20 protein-coding genes and 1 tRNA gene are annotated in these 20,629 nt (G+C 43.8%); 9 read left to right on the top strand and 12 right to left on the bottom strand.

Translation table 11 applies throughout. The annotated features are described in order from the left end of the window. Positions 1-118 precede the first annotated feature (118 nt). From MKY19_RS06730 to MKY19_RS06720, 3 genes are all read left to right on the top strand, one after another. Positions 119-286: a hypothetical protein gene (locus MKY19_RS06730; protein WP_156114741.1), complete on the top strand. Its 168-nt coding sequence runs from the start codon at positions 119-121 to the stop codon at positions 284-286. 121 nt (positions 287-407) lie between these two features. Next, complete coding sequence (locus tag MKY19_RS06725) at positions 408-2,378, top strand: ABC-F family ATP-binding cassette domain-containing protein (RefSeq protein ID WP_339269475.1); 1,971 nt, start codon at positions 408-410, stop codon at positions 2,376-2,378. A gap of 26 nt (positions 2,379-2,404) precedes the next feature. Further along, positions 2,405-2,872, top strand: coding sequence for an ASCH domain-containing protein (locus tag MKY19_RS06720; RefSeq protein WP_339801407.1), 468 nt, complete (start codon positions 2,405-2,407; stop codon positions 2,870-2,872). Positions 2,873-2,973: 101 nt separating this feature from the next. On the opposite strand, the gene MKY19_RS06715 is transcribed toward MKY19_RS06720, so the two are convergent. The 4 genes from MKY19_RS06715 to MKY19_RS06700 all read right to left on the bottom strand — a co-directional run bounded on the left by MKY19_RS06715 (position 2,974) and on the right by MKY19_RS06700 (position 5,335). Beyond that, positions 2,974-3,126 (bottom strand): hypothetical protein, encoded by a 153-nt coding sequence (locus MKY19_RS06715; RefSeq protein WP_156113065.1) that lies wholly within the window; start codon positions 3,124-3,126, stop codon positions 2,974-2,976. 168 nt (positions 3,127-3,294) lie between these two features. Next, the gene (locus MKY19_RS06710) at positions 3,295-3,912 is read right to left on the bottom strand and encodes an NUDIX hydrolase (RefSeq protein ID WP_339801403.1); all 618 of its coding nucleotides are present in this window, start codon (positions 3,910-3,912) and stop codon (positions 3,295-3,297) included. A 31-nt stretch (positions 3,913-3,943) separates the two neighbouring features. Then, complete coding sequence (locus MKY19_RS06705) at positions 3,944-4,897, bottom strand: RNA methyltransferase (protein ID WP_339801400.1); 954 nt, start codon at positions 4,895-4,897, stop codon at positions 3,944-3,946. Between the two features lie 42 nt (positions 4,898-4,939). Then, entirely contained in the window at positions 4,940-5,335 is a 396-nt protein-coding gene (locus MKY19_RS06700) for a helix-turn-helix domain-containing protein (protein ID WP_081382709.1), read from the bottom strand. A 290-nt stretch (positions 5,336-5,625) separates the two neighbouring features. Between MKY19_RS06700 and MKY19_RS06695 the strand changes: the two genes are divergently transcribed. After that, entirely contained in the window at positions 5,626-6,981 is a 1,356-nt protein-coding gene (locus MKY19_RS06695; RefSeq protein ID WP_339269469.1) for a dipeptidase, read from the top strand. Positions 6,982-7,122: 141 nt separating this feature from the next. Here MKY19_RS06695 and MKY19_RS06690 read toward each other — a convergent pair. The 3 genes from MKY19_RS06690 to MKY19_RS06680 form a co-directional block, all read right to left on the bottom strand. Then, a tRNA-Gly gene (locus tag MKY19_RS06690) sits at positions 7,123-7,196 on the bottom strand. Positions 7,197-7,309: 113 nt separating this feature from the next. Further along, entirely contained in the window at positions 7,310-9,436 is a 2,127-nt protein-coding gene (locus tag MKY19_RS06685; protein ID WP_339801396.1) for an EAL domain-containing protein, read from the bottom strand. Positions 9,437-9,767: 331 nt separating this feature from the next. Further along, a complete protein-coding gene (locus MKY19_RS06680; protein ID WP_339269465.1) occupies positions 9,768-10,727 on the bottom strand; it encodes an aldolase catalytic domain-containing protein in 960 nt (319 codons plus the stop codon). Between the two features lie 239 nt (positions 10,728-10,966). Here MKY19_RS06680 and MKY19_RS06675 point away from each other — a divergent pair, with 239 nt between their 5' ends. The 4 genes from MKY19_RS06675 to MKY19_RS06660 all read left to right on the top strand — a co-directional run bounded on the left by MKY19_RS06675 (position 10,967) and on the right by MKY19_RS06660 (position 13,716). Continuing rightward, a complete protein-coding gene (locus MKY19_RS06675; RefSeq protein WP_306440392.1) occupies positions 10,967-11,233 on the top strand; it encodes a FeoA family protein in 267 nt (88 codons plus the stop codon). Then, positions 11,230-13,242, top strand: a complete 2,013-nt coding sequence (gene feoB, locus MKY19_RS06670; protein WP_339269463.1) for a ferrous iron transport protein B — start codon at positions 11,230-11,232, stop codon at positions 13,240-13,242. Before MKY19_RS06675 ends, feoB begins: the two co-directional genes overlap by 4 nt. Positions 13,243-13,286: 44 nt before the next feature. Then, positions 13,287-13,466 (top strand): FeoB-associated Cys-rich membrane protein, encoded by a 180-nt coding sequence (locus MKY19_RS06665; RefSeq protein ID WP_076298228.1) that lies wholly within the window; start codon positions 13,287-13,289, stop codon positions 13,464-13,466. A 103-nt stretch (positions 13,467-13,569) separates the two neighbouring features. Continuing rightward, positions 13,570-13,716, top strand: a complete 147-nt coding sequence (locus MKY19_RS06660; protein WP_179085847.1) for a hypothetical protein — start codon at positions 13,570-13,572, stop codon at positions 13,714-13,716. A gap of 106 nt (positions 13,717-13,822) precedes the next feature. Here the strand turns inward: MKY19_RS06660 and MKY19_RS06655 are convergent, their stop codons facing one another. The 5 genes from MKY19_RS06655 to leuB form a co-directional block, all read right to left on the bottom strand. Next, complete coding sequence (locus MKY19_RS06655; RefSeq protein ID WP_339801390.1) at positions 13,823-15,430, bottom strand: leucyl aminopeptidase; 1,608 nt, start codon at positions 15,428-15,430, stop codon at positions 13,823-13,825. 21 nt (positions 15,431-15,451) lie between these two features. Continuing rightward, on the bottom strand, positions 15,452-16,558 hold the full coding sequence (locus tag MKY19_RS06650) for an ATP-binding protein (RefSeq protein ID WP_076298229.1): 1,107 nt from the start codon (positions 16,556-16,558) through the stop codon (positions 15,452-15,454). Between the two features lie 368 nt (positions 16,559-16,926). Next, positions 16,927-17,334, bottom strand: a complete 408-nt coding sequence (locus tag MKY19_RS06645; RefSeq protein ID WP_042125131.1) for a hypothetical protein — start codon at positions 17,332-17,334, stop codon at positions 16,927-16,929. A 229-nt stretch (positions 17,335-17,563) separates the two neighbouring features. Then, on the bottom strand, positions 17,564-18,103 hold the full coding sequence (locus MKY19_RS06640) for a peroxiredoxin (RefSeq protein ID WP_339269457.1): 540 nt from the start codon (positions 18,101-18,103) through the stop codon (positions 17,564-17,566). A 161-nt stretch (positions 18,104-18,264) separates the two neighbouring features. Continuing rightward, entirely contained in the window at positions 18,265-19,347 is a 1,083-nt protein-coding gene (leuB, locus tag MKY19_RS06635) for a 3-isopropylmalate dehydrogenase (RefSeq protein ID WP_339801386.1), read from the bottom strand. A 228-nt stretch (positions 19,348-19,575) separates the two neighbouring features. On the opposite strand from leuB, the gene MKY19_RS06630 reads away from it, so the two are divergent. Next, positions 19,576-20,556 (top strand): aldo/keto reductase, encoded by a 981-nt coding sequence (locus tag MKY19_RS06630; protein WP_042125126.1) that lies wholly within the window; start codon positions 19,576-19,578, stop codon positions 20,554-20,556. Positions 20,557-20,629: the final 73 nt, after the last annotated feature.

The following is a 20,629-nucleotide window of genomic DNA, read 5'->3' as shown; positions in this document are numbered from 1 at the left end:
ATTCCACATTTCATATTCTATGCAGTGTAAAACTTCGCTCTTCCATCTTTTTACTTGCTAAATTTCCGATTATTGTTTACACTGTCATTAAATTTGTTAAGAAAGGGGTGTGGAAGGAATGGATCACAATTGGACCAACAGTGTTATGAGTCGGCTACCTAAAGCGATAGCTGGCATTGCTCATGTAAATGGCGATAACGGGAGAAGTCTGTCCATTTCCATGAATTTAATAACACTACACAATTGTGAAATGCCTTTCCTGCCATCACCCGGACGGATCAGTTAACCGGAGAATGATAAGGCCGTGGGGAAATTTCCCTACGGTCTTTTTTTATGGTTTTTTACAGAATTCCAGTTTCGATTAAGGGTTCTGGCGGTGCAAAGGGCATTCTTAAAGGAGAATATATATGATTATTCAATGCCAAAATGTTCAAAAATACCACGGTGCACAGCTCGTACTAAATAGCATCACCTTCGATATCCGCCAAGGAGAAAAAATCGGTCTAATCGGCCGCAATGGCTGCGGTAAAACTACACTTTTCCACTTACTGAATGGCGAAGAGCGCCCCGATCAAGGGCAAATCTCAATTCGCAAAGGTAGTGTAGTAGGAATGCTGGCTCAAATTCAAGAGGTTAACGAAAAAGAAACTGTATATGAAGTTCTACAGCGTAGCTTTGCTGAACCTTTGCAATGGCAACAACGCCTGCGAGAGCTGGAGCTTGAAATGTCCGCCTTCAATACCGGAACGGATGAAACGCTATGGAATCGGCTGCTGAAAGAATATGGTAGCCTTCAGGATAAATTTGAGACCGCAGGAGGCTACGAAATTGAATCCACCATTCAGCGAGTTGCCATTGGTCTAGGAATCGGAACTGGGCAATATAACCGACTCTTCTCCTCTCTTTCTGGCGGCGAGAAAACTAAAGTCGGACTCGCAGAGCTGCTACTGCGTAGACCTGATGTACTTCTACTCGATGAGCCAACCAATCATCTAGACATGAACGCCATCGAGTGGTTAGAGCAGTACTTACAGAGCTATGACGGTACAGTGTTAGCCATTTCCCATGATCGTTACTTCCTCGACGCTGTAGTCAAAAAAGTGATCGAGATTGAGGATGGCGAGGCTTTTACCTTCCATACCAACTACAGCGGCTATCAAATAGAGAAGGAAACACGTCTACTTCAACAATTTGCTGATTATCAAGAACAACAGAAAAAGATAAAGCAAATGCAGGAGAGTATCAAACGCCTCATCGAATTTGGGAATCGGGGAACTCCCCCAAACCCTGCCTTTTACCGGCGAGCAGCTTCCATGCAAAAAGCACTGGATCGTATGGTAAAGGTTAAACGTCCTATTCTTGAGCGCAAATCGATGGATTTGCAGCTACAACAAAATGATCGCTCCGGGAATCAAGTCGTCATACTGGAGGATATCGGTAAGGCATATGGAGAGCGAAGCCTGTTTACAGACGCAAACGAAGTTCTTCGCTACGGAGAGACTACGGCACTTATCGGTGGTAACGGGGCAGGGAAAAGTACACTTTTAAGAATTATATTAGGTCAGGAGACGCCAGACACCGGAAGCTGCACGCTTGGTTCAAGAACCGTTGTTGGCTATCTTGCGCAAGAGGCTGTCCCTGACAATAACAAACAATCCGTACTCCGCTACTTCCGTGAAGAGGCCGGACTAGAAGAAGGTGAAGCGCGCGGGCAGCTCGCACGTTTCCTATTCTACGGTGCCGATGTATTCAAAGACATCACGAATCTATCCGGAGGGGAATGGACCCGCCTGCGTTTCGCTGTGTTGATGCATCGTAAACCAAACCTGTTAATTCTGGATGAACCAACGAACCATCTAGACATTGACTCCCGGGAAGCGCTAGAGGAAGCATTAGAAGAATTCCCAGGTACAGTGCTGGCCGTTTCACATGATCGCTATTTCATTAATCGTCTGTTCCATAAGCTCTGGTCCATTGAAAGTGGACGATTTGGAGTTTTCAACGGCAACTATGAGTATTACAAGGAGAAGCAAGCTGAACAGGCGTTAGCAGCACCAGTCTCTATTCCTGATCAGCCTAAACCTTTCTCTTCAGATGGAACCACTGCACGCTCCGGTAAGCCTCAATCTAACCGTTCCGTGAATGTTAATGTCACCACGGCTAACTCGTCCAGTTCCCGCAAGAAGAGTATCCACTTTGATTGGGAAAAGGCTATTGCCGAAGTTGAGGATCAGCTTGGGGAAATCGATGCCAAAATGCTAGATCCACTGATCAGTAGCAATGCGGCAGAGCTCGCCGAGCTACAGAAAGAACGCGATGCAGTGCAAGAGCAACTAGATGAGCTCTATGCGGGCTGGATGGAAACTGCGGGACACTAACGATTATTACATGAGGAGATACGGATATGTGCAACGAAACGAAGATTAAGCTTTTTTGGGAAGAATACACCCAGCTTCATCCACAAGCAGCGGATAACTACGAGGCTTGGGCCTTTGGCGACAGTCCTCAAATGGCCGATGAACTGCTAGATCTGGTGATCCGCAGGATTAAGACAGGAACCGCTTCGAACTATGAAATTTATGCAGTATGTGACGAGACCTTACCAGAAATTGGGCGACATAGTATCCTGCTGGACGGCCGTGGTAATCCACAAGCAGTGATCGTTACGACAGATGTGCAAATTACACCTTTTGATGAGGTAGGCGCTGACTTTGCCTATAGCGAAGGCGAGGATGACAGAACGTTAGAGTCGTGGCGCCATGAGCATGAGAAGTTCTTCAGCAGAGAGTCCTTAGCGTTCTTGAAGAAGCCTTTTGATCCAAAGATGAAGGTAGTTTGCGAGAACTTTAGACTGGTATATTCGAAATCTTGAGAAACTCAGGAAACTAAAAAGGCGGCCTCTTCAGTTACGAAGAGACCGCCTTTGATGTATACTATACAACTAATAGAGTTAGATAATTATTAAAATACGGCTCAGCGCCAAAACCCCAGAATCCAGCCAATCACAGAGATCCATAACGGAATGCTGATTAAGATACCCCAAACCAGCCCAGTGGCAATATTGCCCTCTGCAGGGCGCACCACATTTTCCTGTTTCAATGGAATGCTCAACTCTTCTTGTTCCATGCGATCCCCTCCTAAAATTCTTATCGTCACAGTAGAGGAAAAAATGTAGACCGCTCGACCTAAAAGCTTAGAATACCAACTTTGTAAGTGCTTACATAATAGTTATTACCCATCATTTACATCATTAAAAACATCACTTTACGGAAGTCATACATAATATGCAAATTCTTAGTCCAATATTACTACTTTTTCTGGATTTCGTAAATATTCAAACATCGTTTCAATCTGCTCACTTGTATTCCTCTCTAATGAGAGCTCAGGCAGTTCATCTTCAGCAAAAAAGGATACTTCACTCGTCTCCACCCCTTGCAGCGCCTCGCCGCCTACAATTCTGCACAAAATAAAAAACTTATACACGTGATACGGCTCCGGAGGATGGTTATGAAATTTCTTATCTAAAACAGCCAGCAAGCGAATTGCTTCTGTCTCAAATCCTGATTCTTCTTGAATTTCCTTAACAACGACTTCACTCGGTGACAGACCGATATCTCCCCAGCCCCCGGGAAGCGCCCACTTTCCATCCAATTTCTCGCGGACAAGCAGGATTCTGTCATCCCGAAAAACAACACCACGGATATCCACTTTCGGCGTAGAATAGCCACCCTCACTAGCAAAGGAGAGTCTTATTCTCTCCTTGCTTTCGAACGTATAATTAGCGAGGATATCTACACTTAGCTCCCGCAAAGCTTGATACCGTTCTATATCATAGACATCTTTAGCGTAAGTTAGTCCAGTCTGTGCGATGGCCTGTATTTCTTTAGCCCAGGTTAACCATTTCTGCTCCATTGCTGCACCCCTTTAAATAACTTGATTAGGATTACTGGCAAAGCATTAAATGACGGGAGAACAAACCTTTTTTAGCTTCACAGCGGTCTATAATCGTAAATCCAGCCTCCGTGATCATCTCATCCATCGGTTCAATCGCAACGATAACTACCCGATCTGCAATCCGGCGCGCATTCACTAGAATCGCAAACTGTTCCTCAGGTGTAATACTAGAATATAGATTATAAGGCATATCTACAATAGCTACATCGTAATGTTCTGTGATGTCAGCAATATCTCCAAGCGTAACCTCACTTGTGAATCCAAAATGGGCAATATTCGTTCTGGCACCGATCGCGATTTGAGGGTTAATGTCACGTCCAACCATATTGATTCCCATCGAGAGGGCTTCTACCATTACTGTTCCGATGCCGCAGCAAGGATCGATAGCTCGTACACCTTCCGGATTCGGAACGGCTATATTGACCGCAGCTCGGGCTACACGTGTGCTAAGCGCGATAGAGTAGCTACGCGGCTTTTTCATTTGACGGAACCAGGTGGCCTTGTTCTTATGATAAGCTCCAAAGTACCAGCGACCGCCCAGCGTAACAATGCCGTATACCAGCTCTGGATGGTTTACATCCGCTTCCCCTTCAATCCGCAGCCCAATTTCCCGCTCGATCACTCTTCGCTCATCATATTCTATTTTGTCCGCAGGGGGCAGATCATTGGTCTTCACAAAAATAACCTTAAATGTCTTACCGCCAAGCTCCACCTGCTCCGTTTGATCATAAATCTCAGGCAAGCTATCTCCTTCGTACATAACATCAATTCGTTCTTTAATGAAGGGACTGCGGCTGACATCCACCTCTACCTCACTCTTAAAGATTGAAGAAGGTACTTCCTCTCCAAAAAGACAACGAAGCTCCATCTGACATAGTGATAACTCGTCCTCTGAACAGGTGTAAGTATATAAAAATGTGTTTTTTTCACTTTTCTTTTGCAAAATAATCCATCCTCTATCCCAGTAAATTGTACACCTAGCTTGCTACTCCAACATTTCGTGCTGACGATCATACCCTATACGCGCTTTGGCGATTTCAGCGTTGTTTCTATTGACCCATTCCACTAGGGAAGTTAAAGGATCTAGCAAGGACTCTCCTAAACTTGTCAGACCATATTCAACAGTCAAAGGTACCGTAGGCGTAACTTTACGCCAAACTATACCATCTCGTTCTAAATGACGCAGGGTTTGGGTCAGCATCCGTTGTGATATACCACCAGAACGCCGCTGAAGTTCTTTAAACCGCAATGCTTCTGCACCCAAATTAACAATGATGAGCACACTCCATTTGTCCCCAACCCTGTCGAGAATCTGGCGGGTGATGGAGCAATCCTCTAGCGTCGGCATTAGCCGAATGGGTTCGTCCATTGAATGTTCCAAAGTGGTTACCTCCATAGGAACTCAAGCATGTAATAGTGCCTTCTTGTCCCTTAAGTTTAATCAGCTTATCATGGTTACTGTTAGTAATCAACAACCGGAAAGGAACTATTAATTGCGAAAAAAAGCTCCGGTCACGAGGATCAGATAAGACGTCTTTCTAATCGCTTTTGATCCATAGTGAGTTCTCCAGTATAATGATTCCTATAGAATGCTAAACAAGACGGTCACGCATGACGATTAAGCTCATAGCCGGTTTTGCGCAGCAAAACTTAAGGAGGTACATACACACTATGTCATATGAAACGTATTTTTCAACACACCGGGATGAACATCTCGAAGAACTAAAACAATGGCTCAAGATTCCAAGTATTTCTGCCTTGTCTGAGCATAAGGACGATGTACTAGCTGCAGCCCATTGGCTGACAGACACACTAAAGAAAGCTGGACTTGAGAACATTGAACTTCATCCGACAGCGGGGCATCCCGTCATATATGCTGACTATCTTCATGCTCCGGGTAAGCCAACCATTCTTGTATACGGCCACTACGACGTGCAGCCAGTAGATCCGCTAAACCTGTGGACTACCCCTCCGTTTGAACCAGAGATCCGTGACGGCAAGCTGTATGCACGTGGAGCAACGGATGACAAAGGACAAGTATTCATTCACCTCAAAGCGATTGAAGCAATCCTGAAACAAGAAGGTACTCTTCCTGTTAACATCAAGCTCTGTATCGAAGGTGAAGAAGAAATCGGCAGCGCAAATCTCCCTCCATTCCTGGAAGCTAACAAAGAGAAGCTGGCTGCAGATGCGGTGCTAGTCTCCGATACTTCCCTGCTGGAACGTGGTCGCCCTGCAATTTGCACAGGACTACGTGGCCTAGGATCACTTGAAGTGAGCGTTACTACAGCTCTTACAGACCTGCACTCCGGTTCTTACGGTGGTGGCGTTCCGAATGCACTGCACGCTCTCGTGTCCCTGCTCAGCTCCCTTCATGACGACAAAGGCCGTGTTTCTGTAGAAGGCTTCTATGATGGTGTACCTGAACTTTCTCCAATGCTACGTGAGGAATTCGTGAAGCAAGGCGTGAATGAAGATAAGATTCGTGAAGGACTTGGCCTTGATGCGTTATACGGCGAAGAAGGTTATTCTTTTGTAGAACGTATTGGTGCTCGCCCTACACTTGAACTTAACGGTGTGTATGGCGGCTTCCAAGGCGAAGGAAGCAAGACAGTTATTCCAAAAGAAGCACATGCCAAGATTACTTGCCGTCTCGTTGGCGATCAGGATCCACAACATGTTCTTGATGCCGTTGAAGCGCATCTGAAGGCTAATATTCAAACCGGAGCGAAAGTACATGTGACGCAAATGGAGAAGGCACGTGCCTTTAACATCGATCCATCGAACCCTATTCTGCAAACTGCAGCAGACGCTTACGGCAAAGTATACGGAACCCGTGCCCTCTTCACCAAAGACGGTGGCTCCATTCCGATCATGGAAAGCTTCTCCCGTGTACTTGAAGCACCAGTGGTCCTGATGGGCTTTGGCCTTGATGATGAGAACCTGCACGCACCGGATGAGCATTTCAACCTGGAGAACTTTGATAAGGGACTGCTCACCATTGTTGAGTTCTTGAAGACTGTTTAAGAGAATCAGGTAGTATAACAAAGCCAGACTCCTCTTCATTGAGGAGCCTGGCTTTTTGATATCTAAGAATAGTTCATAACAAAACCATCAACCAAAACATAAAAAAATCCTTGCATCGCAAGGATTTGAAAGTTTAAATTATGGAGCGGGTGATGGGAATCGAACCCACGCTATCAGCTTGGAAGGCTGAAGTTCTACCATTGAACTACACCCGCATTGGAAAGTGAGTACAAGAGATATTGTATCACTCCCATAAATAAAAATCAACATTTTTTTATGCGAAATATAAGACATAGAGTATGGTGTGAAACTTATACTTTCTTATATTTTACAAGGAAGCGCCGAGGGGAGCCTTTTTCAAAAATGAGGTCTCAAATTCAGCTGCTTGAATAGGTTTACTGAACAAAAACCCTTGAGCTTCATGGCAATGCTGCTCACGCAAAAACTGCAGCTGCTCTTTGTTCTCCACCCCTTCTGCGGTAACCTTAAGCTTCAAATGATGCGCCATAGAAGTAATCGTGGAGACTATTGCCGCATTATTACTGTCCTCCATAACCTCGGAGACAAACGATCTGTCAATCTTTAGCCTGTCGATCGGCATATCCTTCAAATAGTGCAATGAGCTATAACCTGTACCAAAATCATCGATGCTAATGAACACACCTAGCTCTTTCAAGCGCTTCAGCTGATCAAAAGCCGTTTCTTTATCCAAGGTCATACTCTCTGTAATTTCAAGATCAACATAACATGGATCCAAACCAATATCGGTCAGAATGGTATGAATTTTACCAGCCAGGTTCGGCTGAAGGAATTGACGCATAGATAAGTTGATAGAGACGCATATCGGCTGGTAGCCTGCTAGCTGCCACTGTTTATTTTGCTGGCACGCCATCTTCAGTACCCATTCCCCAATTGGAACAATTAGCCCGCTATCCTCAGCTAATGGAATAAACTCATTAGGTGAGACAATACCACGCTTAGGATGATTCCAGCGCAATAAAGCTTCCATACCTACAATCTCTTCTGTCTCCAGCTGCACCTTTGGCTGATATAAGAGATAGAACTCATCACGCTCAAGCGCTCTTCGAAGGTCATTTTCCAGCTTCAGGCGTTCCTTTGCCTTCATCTGCATGGCTGGGATATAACGACGAATCTCCACGCCCTGCTCCTTCGCATTATGAACAGCAGTATCCGCATTTTGAATGAGATGTTCAGCAGTTTCCCCGTCACCAGGATAAATACTCATCCCCAAGCTGAGTGAGATATGGTACTCGCCAGATTCTATATTAACGGGTGCTTCAAATAATCTGAGCAACTCTGTAGCTCGTGCCAAGCATTCTCCAAGACTTGCTCTTTCAGTCATTAGAAAAGCAAACTCGTCCGCTCCCATACTATACAGCTCTTCACTGGATCTAGCCTCATTACTGAGACGCTCAGACACCAATTTCAATAAAAGGTCTCCGGCATAATGACCCAGAGAGTCATTTATATTCTTAAAATGATTAATATTCATAATGGCCAAAGCTGAGAATTGATCATTTGTGTCCGTCTCTCCAGCATCAATCATTTCTTCTACACGCTGTGTCAGCCGACGTCTATTAGGAAGTCCTGTTAAATCATCATGATACGCCAAATAATTGATCCGTTCTTCGGCCAACTGTTTCTCGTAAAATGGCTCTTCAATTGTCAGGCGATACACGCCAGTAAGCAACTGGTAATAAGCAATTCCGCTACATAACATCCCAAAGAGATCATCAATATTTCCGCCACTTATGGGAGTCATAAAAAAAGCCTGGCCTAGCGAGAAAAAGATAAGTGCCCGAATAATAACAAGCAACGAGGCAGACTTTTCATTATTCCCAGGAAATACGATGACAGCAACACCTGCTAAATAAACAAAAAGTACTGCCAGATCAACGAATTGTTTAACTGTACTCATCCAAGGCTTAGTAAATAACTCAGGCACTGCAGTGTGGATAAATATAAATAATGCGATGAAGAGCACGATTAACATGAAGGCGATTCTGAATACATTTCTTTTTTCGGTAACGGTCACAGGTTTATCTTCTCTACTAAAAATAAACAATATACCCAGCCCGCTGGATAGTCGTGAAAAGGTAAGCAGCCACCTTGATTCCTCAGGGGTTATAAACGATGAAATCAATGGAAATGCTACAAAGCCGAGTGTATGCAAGAAGTCAATAATACATATTCCACCAAAAAGAGCTGCGACATATAATCTTCCTTTAGATAATCTGCTAGAGAAGAACAACCAGCCCTGTGCAAATATCGCAAATCCAAAAGCAACAGTACAACAGCCGACAATGAGATAGAGTGCAGAAATAATTTCCCAATTGTCCAATCGGTTTAACGATGTATGGAAAATTTGAATGAATAGGAACAGTAAGGCTCCTATAATAGCCGCTTGAATTGTCTTTTTCTCTTCTTGTCTCATAGATCCCTCGCGTCTGAAAATGATGTCGATTATTAAGCAACTATGTATAGTCTTGTCCTATGTATAAATATCGGCTAGATCGGTCTTTAAAGTTACATTTCTTTTGTGAGGTCGTATTTTTATGGCGATTATTCATAAATCTTGCATAAATATAAACCATTTTCTTCTAGCAGGCAAGCAAAAATACCTTCAGGCTTCTTATTAGAACGGTAAGTATTTTAGCGAAAAATATTAGAATCATTTATCAGAGAAACTTATAGAAATTTTATTTTTATTCAAAAAAAAAAGCACTTCCCCCTACGAACGGGTTCAGTGCTTCTGAACAACAGGTTTATTTATCTCCGAAGTTAACCTCTGGTGTTGTAAGCTTATCATAGAAATCAACCGCTTTATCCTTATCCACCGATGCGCGAAGCGCCATTGCTGAACGTGGATGCTCATCAAGCGTTCCAGTGATCATGTAAGGAATGATATAGCCCCACTCTTCTTTTTCACGTAAAGGAATCATCAGGCGTTCAATGATATCAATTACAGGGCGCAATGTGTAGCGTGTATTCTTCAAATGAGTCACAAGCAGCTCTGTAGGACAGTTCCCCGCAGCACGTCCCATTCCATAACAGGAAGCGTCCAGCAGCTCTACACCTTTCTCAGCAGCAATCAACGTATTGGAGAACGCGAGTTGAAGATTATTATGGGTATGTACGCCCAGGCGTTTGTTTGGCAAATGAGTTTTGAACTTCTCAACTAAGTAATTGATGTCGTTGTGATCTAGACTACCGTATGAATCCACAATGTATACCACATCAACTACACTCTCACGAATCATTTCGAAAGCTTCTAATAATTCATTCTCCATTACATTCGACAAAGCCATAATATTGATCGTTGTCTCATAGCCTAGATCATGGAAGGTTTGTACCAGCTGTAAGGCTTTCTCCACATCTTTGCTATAACAAGCTACCCGAATCAGATCCAGCATACTTTCGCTGCGAGGTAAAATATCATTCTCATCCACACGACCGATATCAACCAAAGCGGAAAGCTTCGTATGTCCCTTTTGCGGGATAACTTTACGTAAGAAGTCATCGTTCAGAAAACGCCATGGTCCAGCACCTTCTGCTCCTTTGAGCAGTTTAGGGGAGTTTTTATAACCGATTTCCATATAGTCAACACCAGCCTCATTCAAGCCGGCATACAAATTTTGCACAAATTCCACGCTGAAATCCCAGTTGTTAACGAGCCCCCCATCGCGAATGGTGCAGTCAACAATTTTACATTGATTAGTCTTCATAATTATCTCCCTTCAATTCCTGCAATCATCATATGTGCTATTGCAATCATTATAACCTCTAGCATAGCTTTACTATGCAATTTATATCGTTCAATCATACTTTAATGAAGAATAAATTGTAAAGGTATTTCGCCTTTAGCACTTTAAAGTAATTACCATAGTAGGTCAGGGACAAATGTCACAGTATACAAACACTTAAAAATGCTACATTACAAGAAAACAGTTGAGATTGATTCTCAATCTCTTTTGGAGGGATTACAATAGCTACTTCTACCTGCTGTTCCTTACTGCAATTACAACCTGGCGCTGCTGGAAATATTCATAAAATAGAAGGAATGAACCCCGTTCTACGCCGTCGTCTTGCTGATCTCGGAGTGTCAGAGGGTGTGAACATCCGTCTTAAAGGAAAGGGACCTTTTTGGGGACCGATTACGCTAGAATGTAACGGCCAGCTGTTCGCCATACGCCGCAAAGAAGCTTCTCTGATTGAGGTGAACGTATCTTGAGTTCTATAGCTCTTGTGGGCAATCCAAATACAGGTAAGACCTCCCTCTTCAATACATTAACGACTTCATACGAATATGTAGGTAACTGGTCAGGCGTCACGGTTGAGAAAAAGATCGGAAATCTGAAGAACGGGGCAGGCAAGCTCATTGATTTGCCCGGCATCTATTCTCTGCACCCACTCTCCCGTGATGAAGGGGTCGCAGCCCAATATCTGATAGAAGAATCCCCTGAAGCATTAATCAATATCGTGGATGCATCCCAGCTGGAACGTAATCTGCTGCTCACGCTTCAACTACTTGAGTATGGCAAGCCTACTGTACTCGGTCTTAATATGATTGATGTCGCAAATGCGCGTGGTATTCATATTAATCAAACCATTTTACAATCAAGATTGGGTGTCACCGTCCTCCCACTTATAGCAAGAACCGGTAAAGGCAGCGTACAGATGCTCAGCATCCTCGAGGAATCGTCAGCTATTCCTGCTGTAAAGTTCAAGCTGAATTATGGTGAGGTCGTCGAGCGAGCGATATCTTCTATAGAAAAGGAATTACGTTCTATAAAAGATCTGCCCAATCACCGTTGGGTCGCTCTACAGCTATTGGAGCAGAATCCGGTTATACTTCAGTTTCTGAAGTCGCGTATAGATGTTACAAGACTGCTAAACATCTGTGAGTCTTGTCAGAGTGAGCTACAAATCAAAAAACTCGCCCTGACACTCCCGCAATGGATTCGCTCGAACCGTATGGAGTATATTCGCAATATTTGTGTCGAAGTCCTTGATACGACAGCTCAGAAGCCCCATAACTTAACCGAAAGATTAGATTCGGTATTGACTCATCGATTTTGGGGACTGCCCTTATTCATTTTCTTTATGTATGCTCTTTTTAAGACTACATTTGACTGGGTTGGCGGCCCCCTATCGGATATCGTAGACGGCCTGATATCGGGCCCTATTAGTGATGGAACGAACTCACTGCTTCAGACCATTGGAGCTTCAGGCTTCACGCATGCATTGATTGTGGATGGCATCATCGGTGGTGTAGGCGGCGTACTGGTCTTTGTTCCGCAAATCTTCATTCTCTTTCTCATCATTTCCTTCTTAGAGGATTCCGGATACATGGCAAGGGTCTGCTTGTTGATGGACAGCACCATGGAACGAATGGGACTGAACGGAAAAGCATTCATTCCATTTATCATTGGTTTTGGTTGCAATGTACCGGCCATTATGGCGGCGCGAAGCATCGAACAGCCCAAAGACCGCATGCTGACAACCCTGTTAATGCCGCTGATGTCTTGTTCTGCAAGATTACCTGTTTATGCATTATTCGCAGTTGTATTCTTCCCAGAGCAACAAGCGTTTGCCGTTCTCTCTATGTATGTTATGGGGATTGTGTTTGCCCTAACTCTTTGTAAGGTATTCTCTAAATACTTATTCAAGAATGAATCCTCCGTCTTCATCATCGAACTTCCTCCTTACCGTATGCCGCAGATCAAAACCTTATCGCGCAGCACTTGGGAGAAGGGCAAAGGGTTCCTTCGTAAAGCGGGAACGATTATTCTAGCTGGATCAGCCATTATTTGGTTCATGTCTTATGCTGGTCCTGGCGGATTTGATGTAGAAATGGATCATAGCTATCTAGCTAAATTCGGAGGCATGATTGCACCACTGCTGGAACCGCTTGGTTTCGGAACGTGGCAGGCTGGCTCTACCTTGGTCCCAGGATTTTTAGCGAAAGAGGTTGTTGTGTCTACGATGAATATCATCTATCACGCACCAGATACCGCTGGATTAGAGAATCAAATTTCACAAGTCTTTACACCGCTAAGTGCAATCAGCTTTATGGCCTTTATCCTGTTATATATTCCTTGTCTGGCCACTGTAGGGGTTATCAAAAAAGAAACAGCCTCTTGGAAATGGACTTTCTTCTCCATTGGCTATTCTCTTGCTCTGGCGTATATCGTATCTTTTGTTATTTTCCAAGGTGGGCGATTATTAGGCTGGTCGTAGAACTTGTAATTCGTTGATTCTCTTTATGAAAGTGGGGCACCGGAATGGTAAATGTTCTAATCGTCACTCTGATCTTCGGTTATTCAGGCTGGATCATCTATCGACATGTGCAAAAGGGCAAGCAAGGCGCTTGCGCTGGCTGTGATAAGGGCAAGACCTGTTCTGCAGCGTCTTTAGATTCTCCCCTCTCCTGCTGCTCAACACCTGTTAATAAGAAGAAGTAGGCTTGCCTAACCGTTATATGAAAGGGTTCATAGTTTAGCTTGCATTGCTTTCGGGTATGTTTGTTATAAGCAACTACAGACTATACCTAAGGAGGTAATCACTATGAACACAAAAAAAACATTTTTCACAACAGCAGCATTGGGCGTAGCCTATTTACTGAAGAATAAGGGAACTCGCGATAAAATAATGAATAGTATTCAATCCTTTACTTCTCAATCAAAGGCTAAAAAATCCAGTGGCAATATTTAATCTTCAGCATTCTTACAAAAGCAAAGAAACCTCGCCTTAGGGAATGGTCGGTCTTCCATCCATTGTCCTAGGGCGAGGTTTCTTTTTGTTGATTATGAAGAGCTAATCATTCGCTTTCGCCGAGCAACCACTGAACCAATGTGCGAACCATGACTCCTGTACCGCCTCTAGGATTAACTCCACGTTCTTTAGAAAGAAATGCAGTTCCAGCAATATCTAGGTGTATCCACGGCAGACCTTCCGCAAACTCACCTACAAATAACCCAGCGGTAGTGGCTCCCCCGAATCTTCCTGCGGTGTTACGGATATCGGCCACTTCACTCTTTAGCATTTCACGGAATTCCGGGTAAGCCGGAAGCTGCCATATTTTTTCACCCGAAACATTAGCTGCTGTCAGAAACTGCTCCATAAATTCCTCGTTGTTAGTAACAGCACCTGTAGCTATATCTCCTAATGTCGACAACACTGCACCTGTCAGCGTAGCGACATCAATAACTCGTTTCGCTCCCCATTCCCGGGCATAGGTCAGCGCATCCCCAAGTACAAGTCTGCCTTCTGCATCGGTATTCAATACTTCTATGGTTCTTCCGCTCATTGATGTAATGATATCCCCGGGTTTAAAGGCATTAGCAGATGGCATATTCTCAGCGGATGGAATGACCATTACGACATTAATTCGTGGACGTAATCGGCCTAATGCCTCCATGACTCCAAGCACAGCCGCTGCGCCTCCCATATCACTGATTAACTCTTCCATGCCTGGGGCTCTTTTTAAGGAAATTCCCCCCGTATCAAAAGTAATCCCTTTACCGACCAGCCCCACTACATTATCCCAGTGCCCCGTTCCCTGGTAACGGATGACGATCATTCGCGGAGGGTTTACACTTCCTTTTCCGACTGCGAGCAATCCGCCCATTCCTTTTTGCTCAATTTCCCGTTCATCCAGCACTTCGGAAGGAAATCCATAACGTTCAGCAACTTCTATAGCGGCCACAGCAAGGTCAGATGGAGTCAGCAGATTGCCGGGCATATTCGTCAAGTTCCGTGCCAGATTCGTAGCCTCACCAAAAGCCAGCCCTCTCTGCATGCCCAGATTCCAGTCACGCTCGAAAGTATCCGCTGGCTTCTTCTCGATAGTAAAAATAACCGAGTTTGGACCTGTATATTGAGATTGCTCCTGCTTATATGTGGGACGACGATAGGAACCAAGTGACAACCCCTCAGACAACGCATAGGCAATAGATACGATATCCTTATCTTCTGTTAGCTCCTGAACACCTTCAGGCAACTGAAACACTAGCTGTATTGCCTTCAATCGAAGTGCTGCACGTGCTATCTGAACCGCCATTTGACGTAGGTCTTCAGTACTAAGTAATTGATCCCCTTTTCCAACTAAAATAGCTATAGGACAACCAGATGGATAATCTAATGGCAGTACATAAGTCTGATTCAGCTTCCCACTAAAGAGACCTGACCTTCCTAATAATCGAATTCTGTCATTCCACCTCTCTGAGAGGCCTCCATGTTGGGCTTCCGACTCCGAGATGATAAGAATAAGGGCATCACCCTGTATTTCATTAATGGCACTGCCACTATTAAATTCTATATTCATTGTGTCTACCTCCATTTGTCTCCCAAAACCAACCCCCATTGTAACATAAGCAAGGCCGATCTCTGCATCTGTATTATCCGCAGGGATCAGCCTCTTAAACACTTTATATTCTATTCGAATGTACTAATGGATTAATGGCAATGAGATTACAAAATGAGTACCTTCGTTAACTCTACTACTGACAGAGATACATCCGCCATGATTTTTGATGATTCGGTCACTCACGGATAGCCCAAGCCCAGTCCCATTCTCCTTAGTAGTAAAAAATGGACTAAATAACCTGTCCAGTGTACGGATATCCATTCCCTTTCCGTTATCAGAGATGAACATACGGACCTCAGAACCCTCTCTGTGGGCTCCAACCTCTATTATACCCATTAGACCATCTGCTCTATCCGCAACGGCCTCCATAGCGTTTCTAATCAGGTTGAGGACTACCTGTTTCATTTGTTTTACATCTCCAGAAATCATCATATCTCCCTCCTGAAAAGGATGTAGATTGATCTGGCAACCTTTCATCAGGGCTTCGCTCTCTGTAAGCAGCACTACTTCCTTAAGTAAAGCTGACACAGGAATCATCCCCACTTGAGGAACTGACGGCTTGGAGGAAGTAAGGAATTCATGAATGATATCATTGGCACGATCGATCTCTGCCAAGATTATCTTGCCGTATTCCTGCTTCCCAAGCTGCTGTAGATGCGGGTGAAGCAATTGAATAAATCCACGAATTGCAGTTAATGGATTCCGGATTTCATGTGCAATAGATGCAGATAATTTACCTAGCATAGCCAAACTATCGTTCTGGTAAGCCGTTTGCTCAATCAACTTATAATCGGAGATTTCTTTAACTGTAAACAAATAACAACCCTTCATTTGTTCTCCACAGCATAGTGTAACTTTCCAGTACCGGCCATACTCGTCTAAAAACTCATAATTAGATTTTCCTTTGTATACCATCTCTCTATAGCTTTGTAGTACTTGCTTTTTCTTAAAGCGGCTCAGTCGAACGTTAGATAACAGGTGTGATATTGTACAGCCAACAAGGGAGTGACGGGTTAATTCAAGCATCCCGTACATTTGCTTATTTACAAAACTTATAACTCCCTCTTCATCAAAAAGCATGATTCCGCTGTCAATATTCTCTAGTACATCCTCGTATGTAGTATCCACAGGTCCTGATTGATAGGTTCTTCCCGGTAATAGAAGACTTTCTTGATATTGGCTAATCACGATACGAAGTTCCCCCTTTTACTGCATTTGACGAAGACGCTAAAGCGACATCAAATTACTATGTATTTGAGTATATGACGAAGCCGCCAGAACATTCGGTAATCGTTGCACTTTTTCCAACCGGTTCAATTATATTCCAATCATATCCAAGTGAAGTAGACAACGCAATCAGAGAAACTGTCGAATGATAAAAAAATTCATAAAATGATTCCAAAGACATATAAAAAATCACATCTAATTATATTTATTACTATTAATTCGTTCAATTGATTTAAACACGTTTAAGAAAAATTCAGAAAAAGCTAAAAGCCCTCGCAGTTGCGAAGGCCTTGATAAAGGAATGGGTCAGACCCAAATTGTAAATAATCTTACGCTTTCTGTTGCAGACGAAGGCGTCTTTGACTCATCACAGCTAATCTTTTCTTCAATTCCCGTTCCCACTTCGTATCCTCAATCTGTTTGGCTACAGCAAGCAGGTCAAGCGCCATATCGATCTGACTCCGCACAATAGCTAGAGGCTCTTCACTCTCGATGTTAATGACATTCTCGAATATTGCAGTTTCGTCTTCCATGACATAGTCCTGAAAATCCACATCAGTAACACCGTCTCCATGTGCGTATTCCGCCAAGATCTCATACTCGTTTTCGACCTTATAGTGAACCTCTACACGATGACATACCGGACAAAAAAGCAGGGGAACATTATGGACTTGCGTGCGATAATGTTTAAGGGTTCCCTTTGTTCCTACCATACTCGCTCCACAGCAAAAGCTCATATTTGTTCACCCTCCTTAGAATAACTAACCCATCTGAGTTTTTATTATTGTATTACATTACCCCAATGGAGATTCCTCCACTCGAGGACATAATATAACTTTTCACGCCTATTTTCAAATCCATTTTTTATTTAAGCCTTTTTTTGTGCAAAAAACCTCCTTACAGAAAAAACTTCTGCAAGGAGGTCGAAATCAAAATATCAAAGATCAGATAATAGCAGAACAACATTTAAAGGTTTCTGTCACCTGGTTTCCAGTTCATTGGGCATAAGCCACCAGATTGCAGGGCTTGCAGGACACGAAGTGTTTCTTCTACGCTGCGACCTACATCATTGTGATTAACGACCTGATATTTCAATTCACCTTCAGGATCAATGATAAACAATCCACGCAATGCAATACCTTCTTCTTCAATCAGAATGCCGTAGTCTTTAGCAACTTGTTTAGTAATATCAGCAGCAAGCGGGAAATTCAAACGGCCAAGACCATTCGAATCCTTAGGTGTATTGATCCATGCTTTGTGGCTGTGGATCGAATCTACACTTGCGCCGAGAATTTCTGTATCAAGCGCTTCGAACTGCGCAGCTGCTTCACTGAGAGCTGTGATTTCAGTCGGACATACAAAAGTGAAGTCCAGAGGATAAAAGAAGAATACCAGCCATTTGCCACGATAGTCGGACAGACTTACTTTACCAAAATCCTTACCATCACCTGATATGGTTTGCATAGTAAAATCTGGAGCTGGTCTACCTACTAAACGTTCAGCCATTGCCAAAATCCTCCTTTGATTATGTAAGAAACCAACCATTTCTTGTCGTGATATGCTGGAATAATTTACATCTTGTCTACATATCAAATGGTATCATCGCACAAAATCAAAGTCAATCTTAGACAAATTCCCCTATAATCGTAATTAGAAATTAGATTTTATTATGCTTTGCGGATAGCTGCAACAATCAGGTCGCCCATTTCAGATGTACTGATCGCTTTGCTCTTATCTACGGCGATATCACTTGTACGGTGTCCTGCATCCAATACTTCAGCTACTGCAGCCTCTATCGCAGCAGCCGCATCCTCATAACCAAAGGTTAAACGGTACATTAGTGCTAAGGACAGGATTGTTGCAATCGGGTTCGCAAGTCCTTGTCCGGCAATATCAGGTGCGGAGCCGTGAACGGGCTCGTAGAGACCGTAGTTACCATCGCCCATCGAAGCGGAAGCAAGCATACCGATAGAACCTGTCAACATCGCAGCCTCGTCGCTCAGAATGTCACCAAACATGTTCTCGGTAACGATAACATCAAAGCTAGCTGGACGACGCAGCAGCTGCATTGCACAGTTATCAACGAGTACATGTTCAACCTCTACCTCAGGATATTCTGGAGCAATCTTATTTACGACCTCACGCCATAAACGTGAAGTTTCAAGTACATTCGCTTTATCAACACTTGCCAGCTTATTGCGACGCTTGCCAGCAATCTCAAAAGCCTGACGCACAATTCGTTCCACTTCCATTACGTTATATACACAGGTATCCACTGCTTCTTCACCATGTTCACCTTGACGACGCAGTTTATCTCCGAAATAAATCCCACCAGTCAGCTCACGAACGACCATAAGATCGGTACCTTCCAGCACTTCTGGCTTCAATGTCGAAGCGTCCTTAAGGCAATCGAATACGACTGCTGGACGTAAGTTTGAGAACAATCCAAGTTGTTTGCGAATGCCAAGCAATCCGGTTTCAGGACGAAGCTCCTTAGAATTGTTATCCCACTTCGGTCCGCCTACAGCGCCCAGTAATACGGCGTCAGCACTGCGACAGATTTCCAGTGTATCTTCCGGCAGCGGTGTGCCTCTTTCGTCTATTGCAATGCCTCCAAAAAGAGCGTGCTCCGTTTCAAAAGCATAACCAAATACTTCTTCCGTTGCTTTCAATACTTTTTCTGCTTCAGCTACTACTTCAGGTCCAATACCGTCCCCTGCGATTACGGCGATTTTTTTAACCTCACTCATCTCAGTCACTCCTCAAGTGGTCTGCTTTAACAGACATAGTTCTTCTTTATATTGTTGTATCATACCCAGTCGTAAAGGACAAAGATATAGATTCTATTGAGTTGATAGGCATAGCCTATAATTCAATGAGATAAGACCACTTATCCAAATTGCCGCTTCATATTTGCTCTTATTTCTGAAGATGTTTACAATTAAGTTGAAATCATCTACCTAAGGAGTGAATACGAAGTGCAATATGCTAAGCTTGGCAAATCCGGTATGAAGGTCAGTCGGCTATGTCTCGGAACAATGAACTTCGGCCCACAAACAGATGAACAAGAAGCCTTCCGTATTATGGACGCTGCACTCGACGCAGGTGTTAATTTTTTTGATACCGCTAACATTTATGGTTGGGGTGAGAATTCCGGTTTAACAGAAACGATTATTGGTCGTTGGTTTAAGCAAGGTGGTGGGCGACGTGAAAAGGTCGTGTTAGCTACCAAAGTATACGGTGCAATGAGCGATAAGCTCGATGGGCCTAATGATGAGGGTGGACTATCATCTTATATTATACGCCGCCATCTAGAGGGGTCTCTGCAGCGTCTCCAGACCGATCATATTGAATTGTACCAGATGCATCATGTTGACCGTAGTGTCTCTTGGGACGAGCTGTGGGGGGCTTTCGAGCTTGCTGTAAACCAAGGAAAGATTGGTTATGTCGGCTCCAGTAACTTTGCGGGATGGGATATCGCTGTAGCCCAACAAGAAGCGAAGGCACGTGGCTTTTTAGGTTTGATTTCTGAGCAGCATAAATACAGCCTCACCTGTCGCCTTCCTGAACTTGAAGTATTACCCTCCTCTCTCCATCATGGATTAGGCGTTATTCCTTGGAGCCCACTGGATGGAGGTCTTCTTGGACGCAATGCACTTAAGAAAATAGAAGGCAGCCGCAGTGGAGGAAATGCTGAGCGCGTAGAGCAATACAAAGATCAGCTTGAGGCTTTTGCAAGCTTATGTATGGAGCTTGGGGAACCACAAGATAATGTAGCACTAGCATGGTTATTAGCCAATCCTGCTGTAACCGCACCAATTATTGGACCACGCACACTAGAGCAATTCGAGAGTGCACTGCGCAGTCTTGAGATTGTGCTAGATGAATCTGTCCTTAAACGTCTAGATGAGATCTTCCCAGGACCGGGCGGAGAAGCTCCTAAAGCTTACGCTTGGTAGGTTTCTTATAATTTGAAAAAGGGAGCTAAGGCTTCAGCAGAACCAATCGCTGAAGCCTTAACTCCCTTTATTG

The organism is Paenibacillus sp. FSL R5-0744, from assembly GCF_037972555.1.
GTDB lineage: Bacteria > Bacillota > Bacilli > Paenibacillales > Paenibacillaceae > Paenibacillus_AQ.
The sequence above is the reverse complement of the archived record's forward strand: the minus strand, read 5'-3'. Positions and strand labels throughout refer to the sequence as shown.

Excerpts from the sequence above, each read along its gene's own strand:
- MKY19_RS06665 (WP_076298228.1), top strand. The coding sequence starts at position 13,287 with ATGGTAAATGTTCTAATCGTCACTCTGATCTTCGGTTATTCAGGCTGG.
- MKY19_RS06680 (WP_339269465.1), bottom strand. The coding sequence starts at position 10,727 with ATGAAGACTAATCAATGTAAAATTGTTGACTGCACCATTCGCGATGGG.
- MKY19_RS06640 (WP_339269457.1), bottom strand. The coding sequence starts at position 18,103 with ATGGCTGAACGTTTAGTAGGTAGACCAGCTCCAGATTTTACTATGCAA.
- MKY19_RS06645 (WP_042125131.1), bottom strand. The coding sequence starts at position 17,334 with ATGAGCTTTTGCTGTGGAGCGAGTATGGTAGGAACAAAGGGAACCCTT.
- MKY19_RS06660 (WP_179085847.1), top strand. The coding sequence starts at position 13,570 with ATGAACACAAAAAAAACATTTTTCACAACAGCAGCATTGGGCGTAGCC.
- leuB (WP_339801386.1), bottom strand. The coding sequence starts at position 19,347 with ATGAGTGAGGTTAAAAAAATCGCCGTAATCGCAGGGGACGGTATTGGA.
- MKY19_RS06685 (WP_339801396.1), bottom strand. The coding sequence starts at position 9,436 with ATGAGACAAGAAGAGAAAAAGACAATTCAAGCGGCTATTATAGGAGCC.
- MKY19_RS06730 (WP_156114741.1), top strand. The coding sequence starts at position 119 with ATGGATCACAATTGGACCAACAGTGTTATGAGTCGGCTACCTAAAGCG.
- MKY19_RS06695 (WP_339269469.1), top strand. The coding sequence starts at position 5,626 with ATGTCATATGAAACGTATTTTTCAACACACCGGGATGAACATCTCGAA.
- MKY19_RS06715 (WP_156113065.1), bottom strand. The coding sequence starts at position 3,126 with ATGGAACAAGAAGAGTTGAGCATTCCATTGAAACAGGAAAATGTGGTG.
- MKY19_RS06720 (WP_339801407.1), top strand. The coding sequence starts at position 2,405 with ATGTGCAACGAAACGAAGATTAAGCTTTTTTGGGAAGAATACACCCAG.
- MKY19_RS06710 (WP_339801403.1), bottom strand. The coding sequence starts at position 3,912 with ATGGAGCAGAAATGGTTAACCTGGGCTAAAGAAATACAGGCCATCGCA.
- MKY19_RS06725 (WP_339269475.1), top strand. The coding sequence starts at position 408 with ATGATTATTCAATGCCAAAATGTTCAAAAATACCACGGTGCACAGCTC.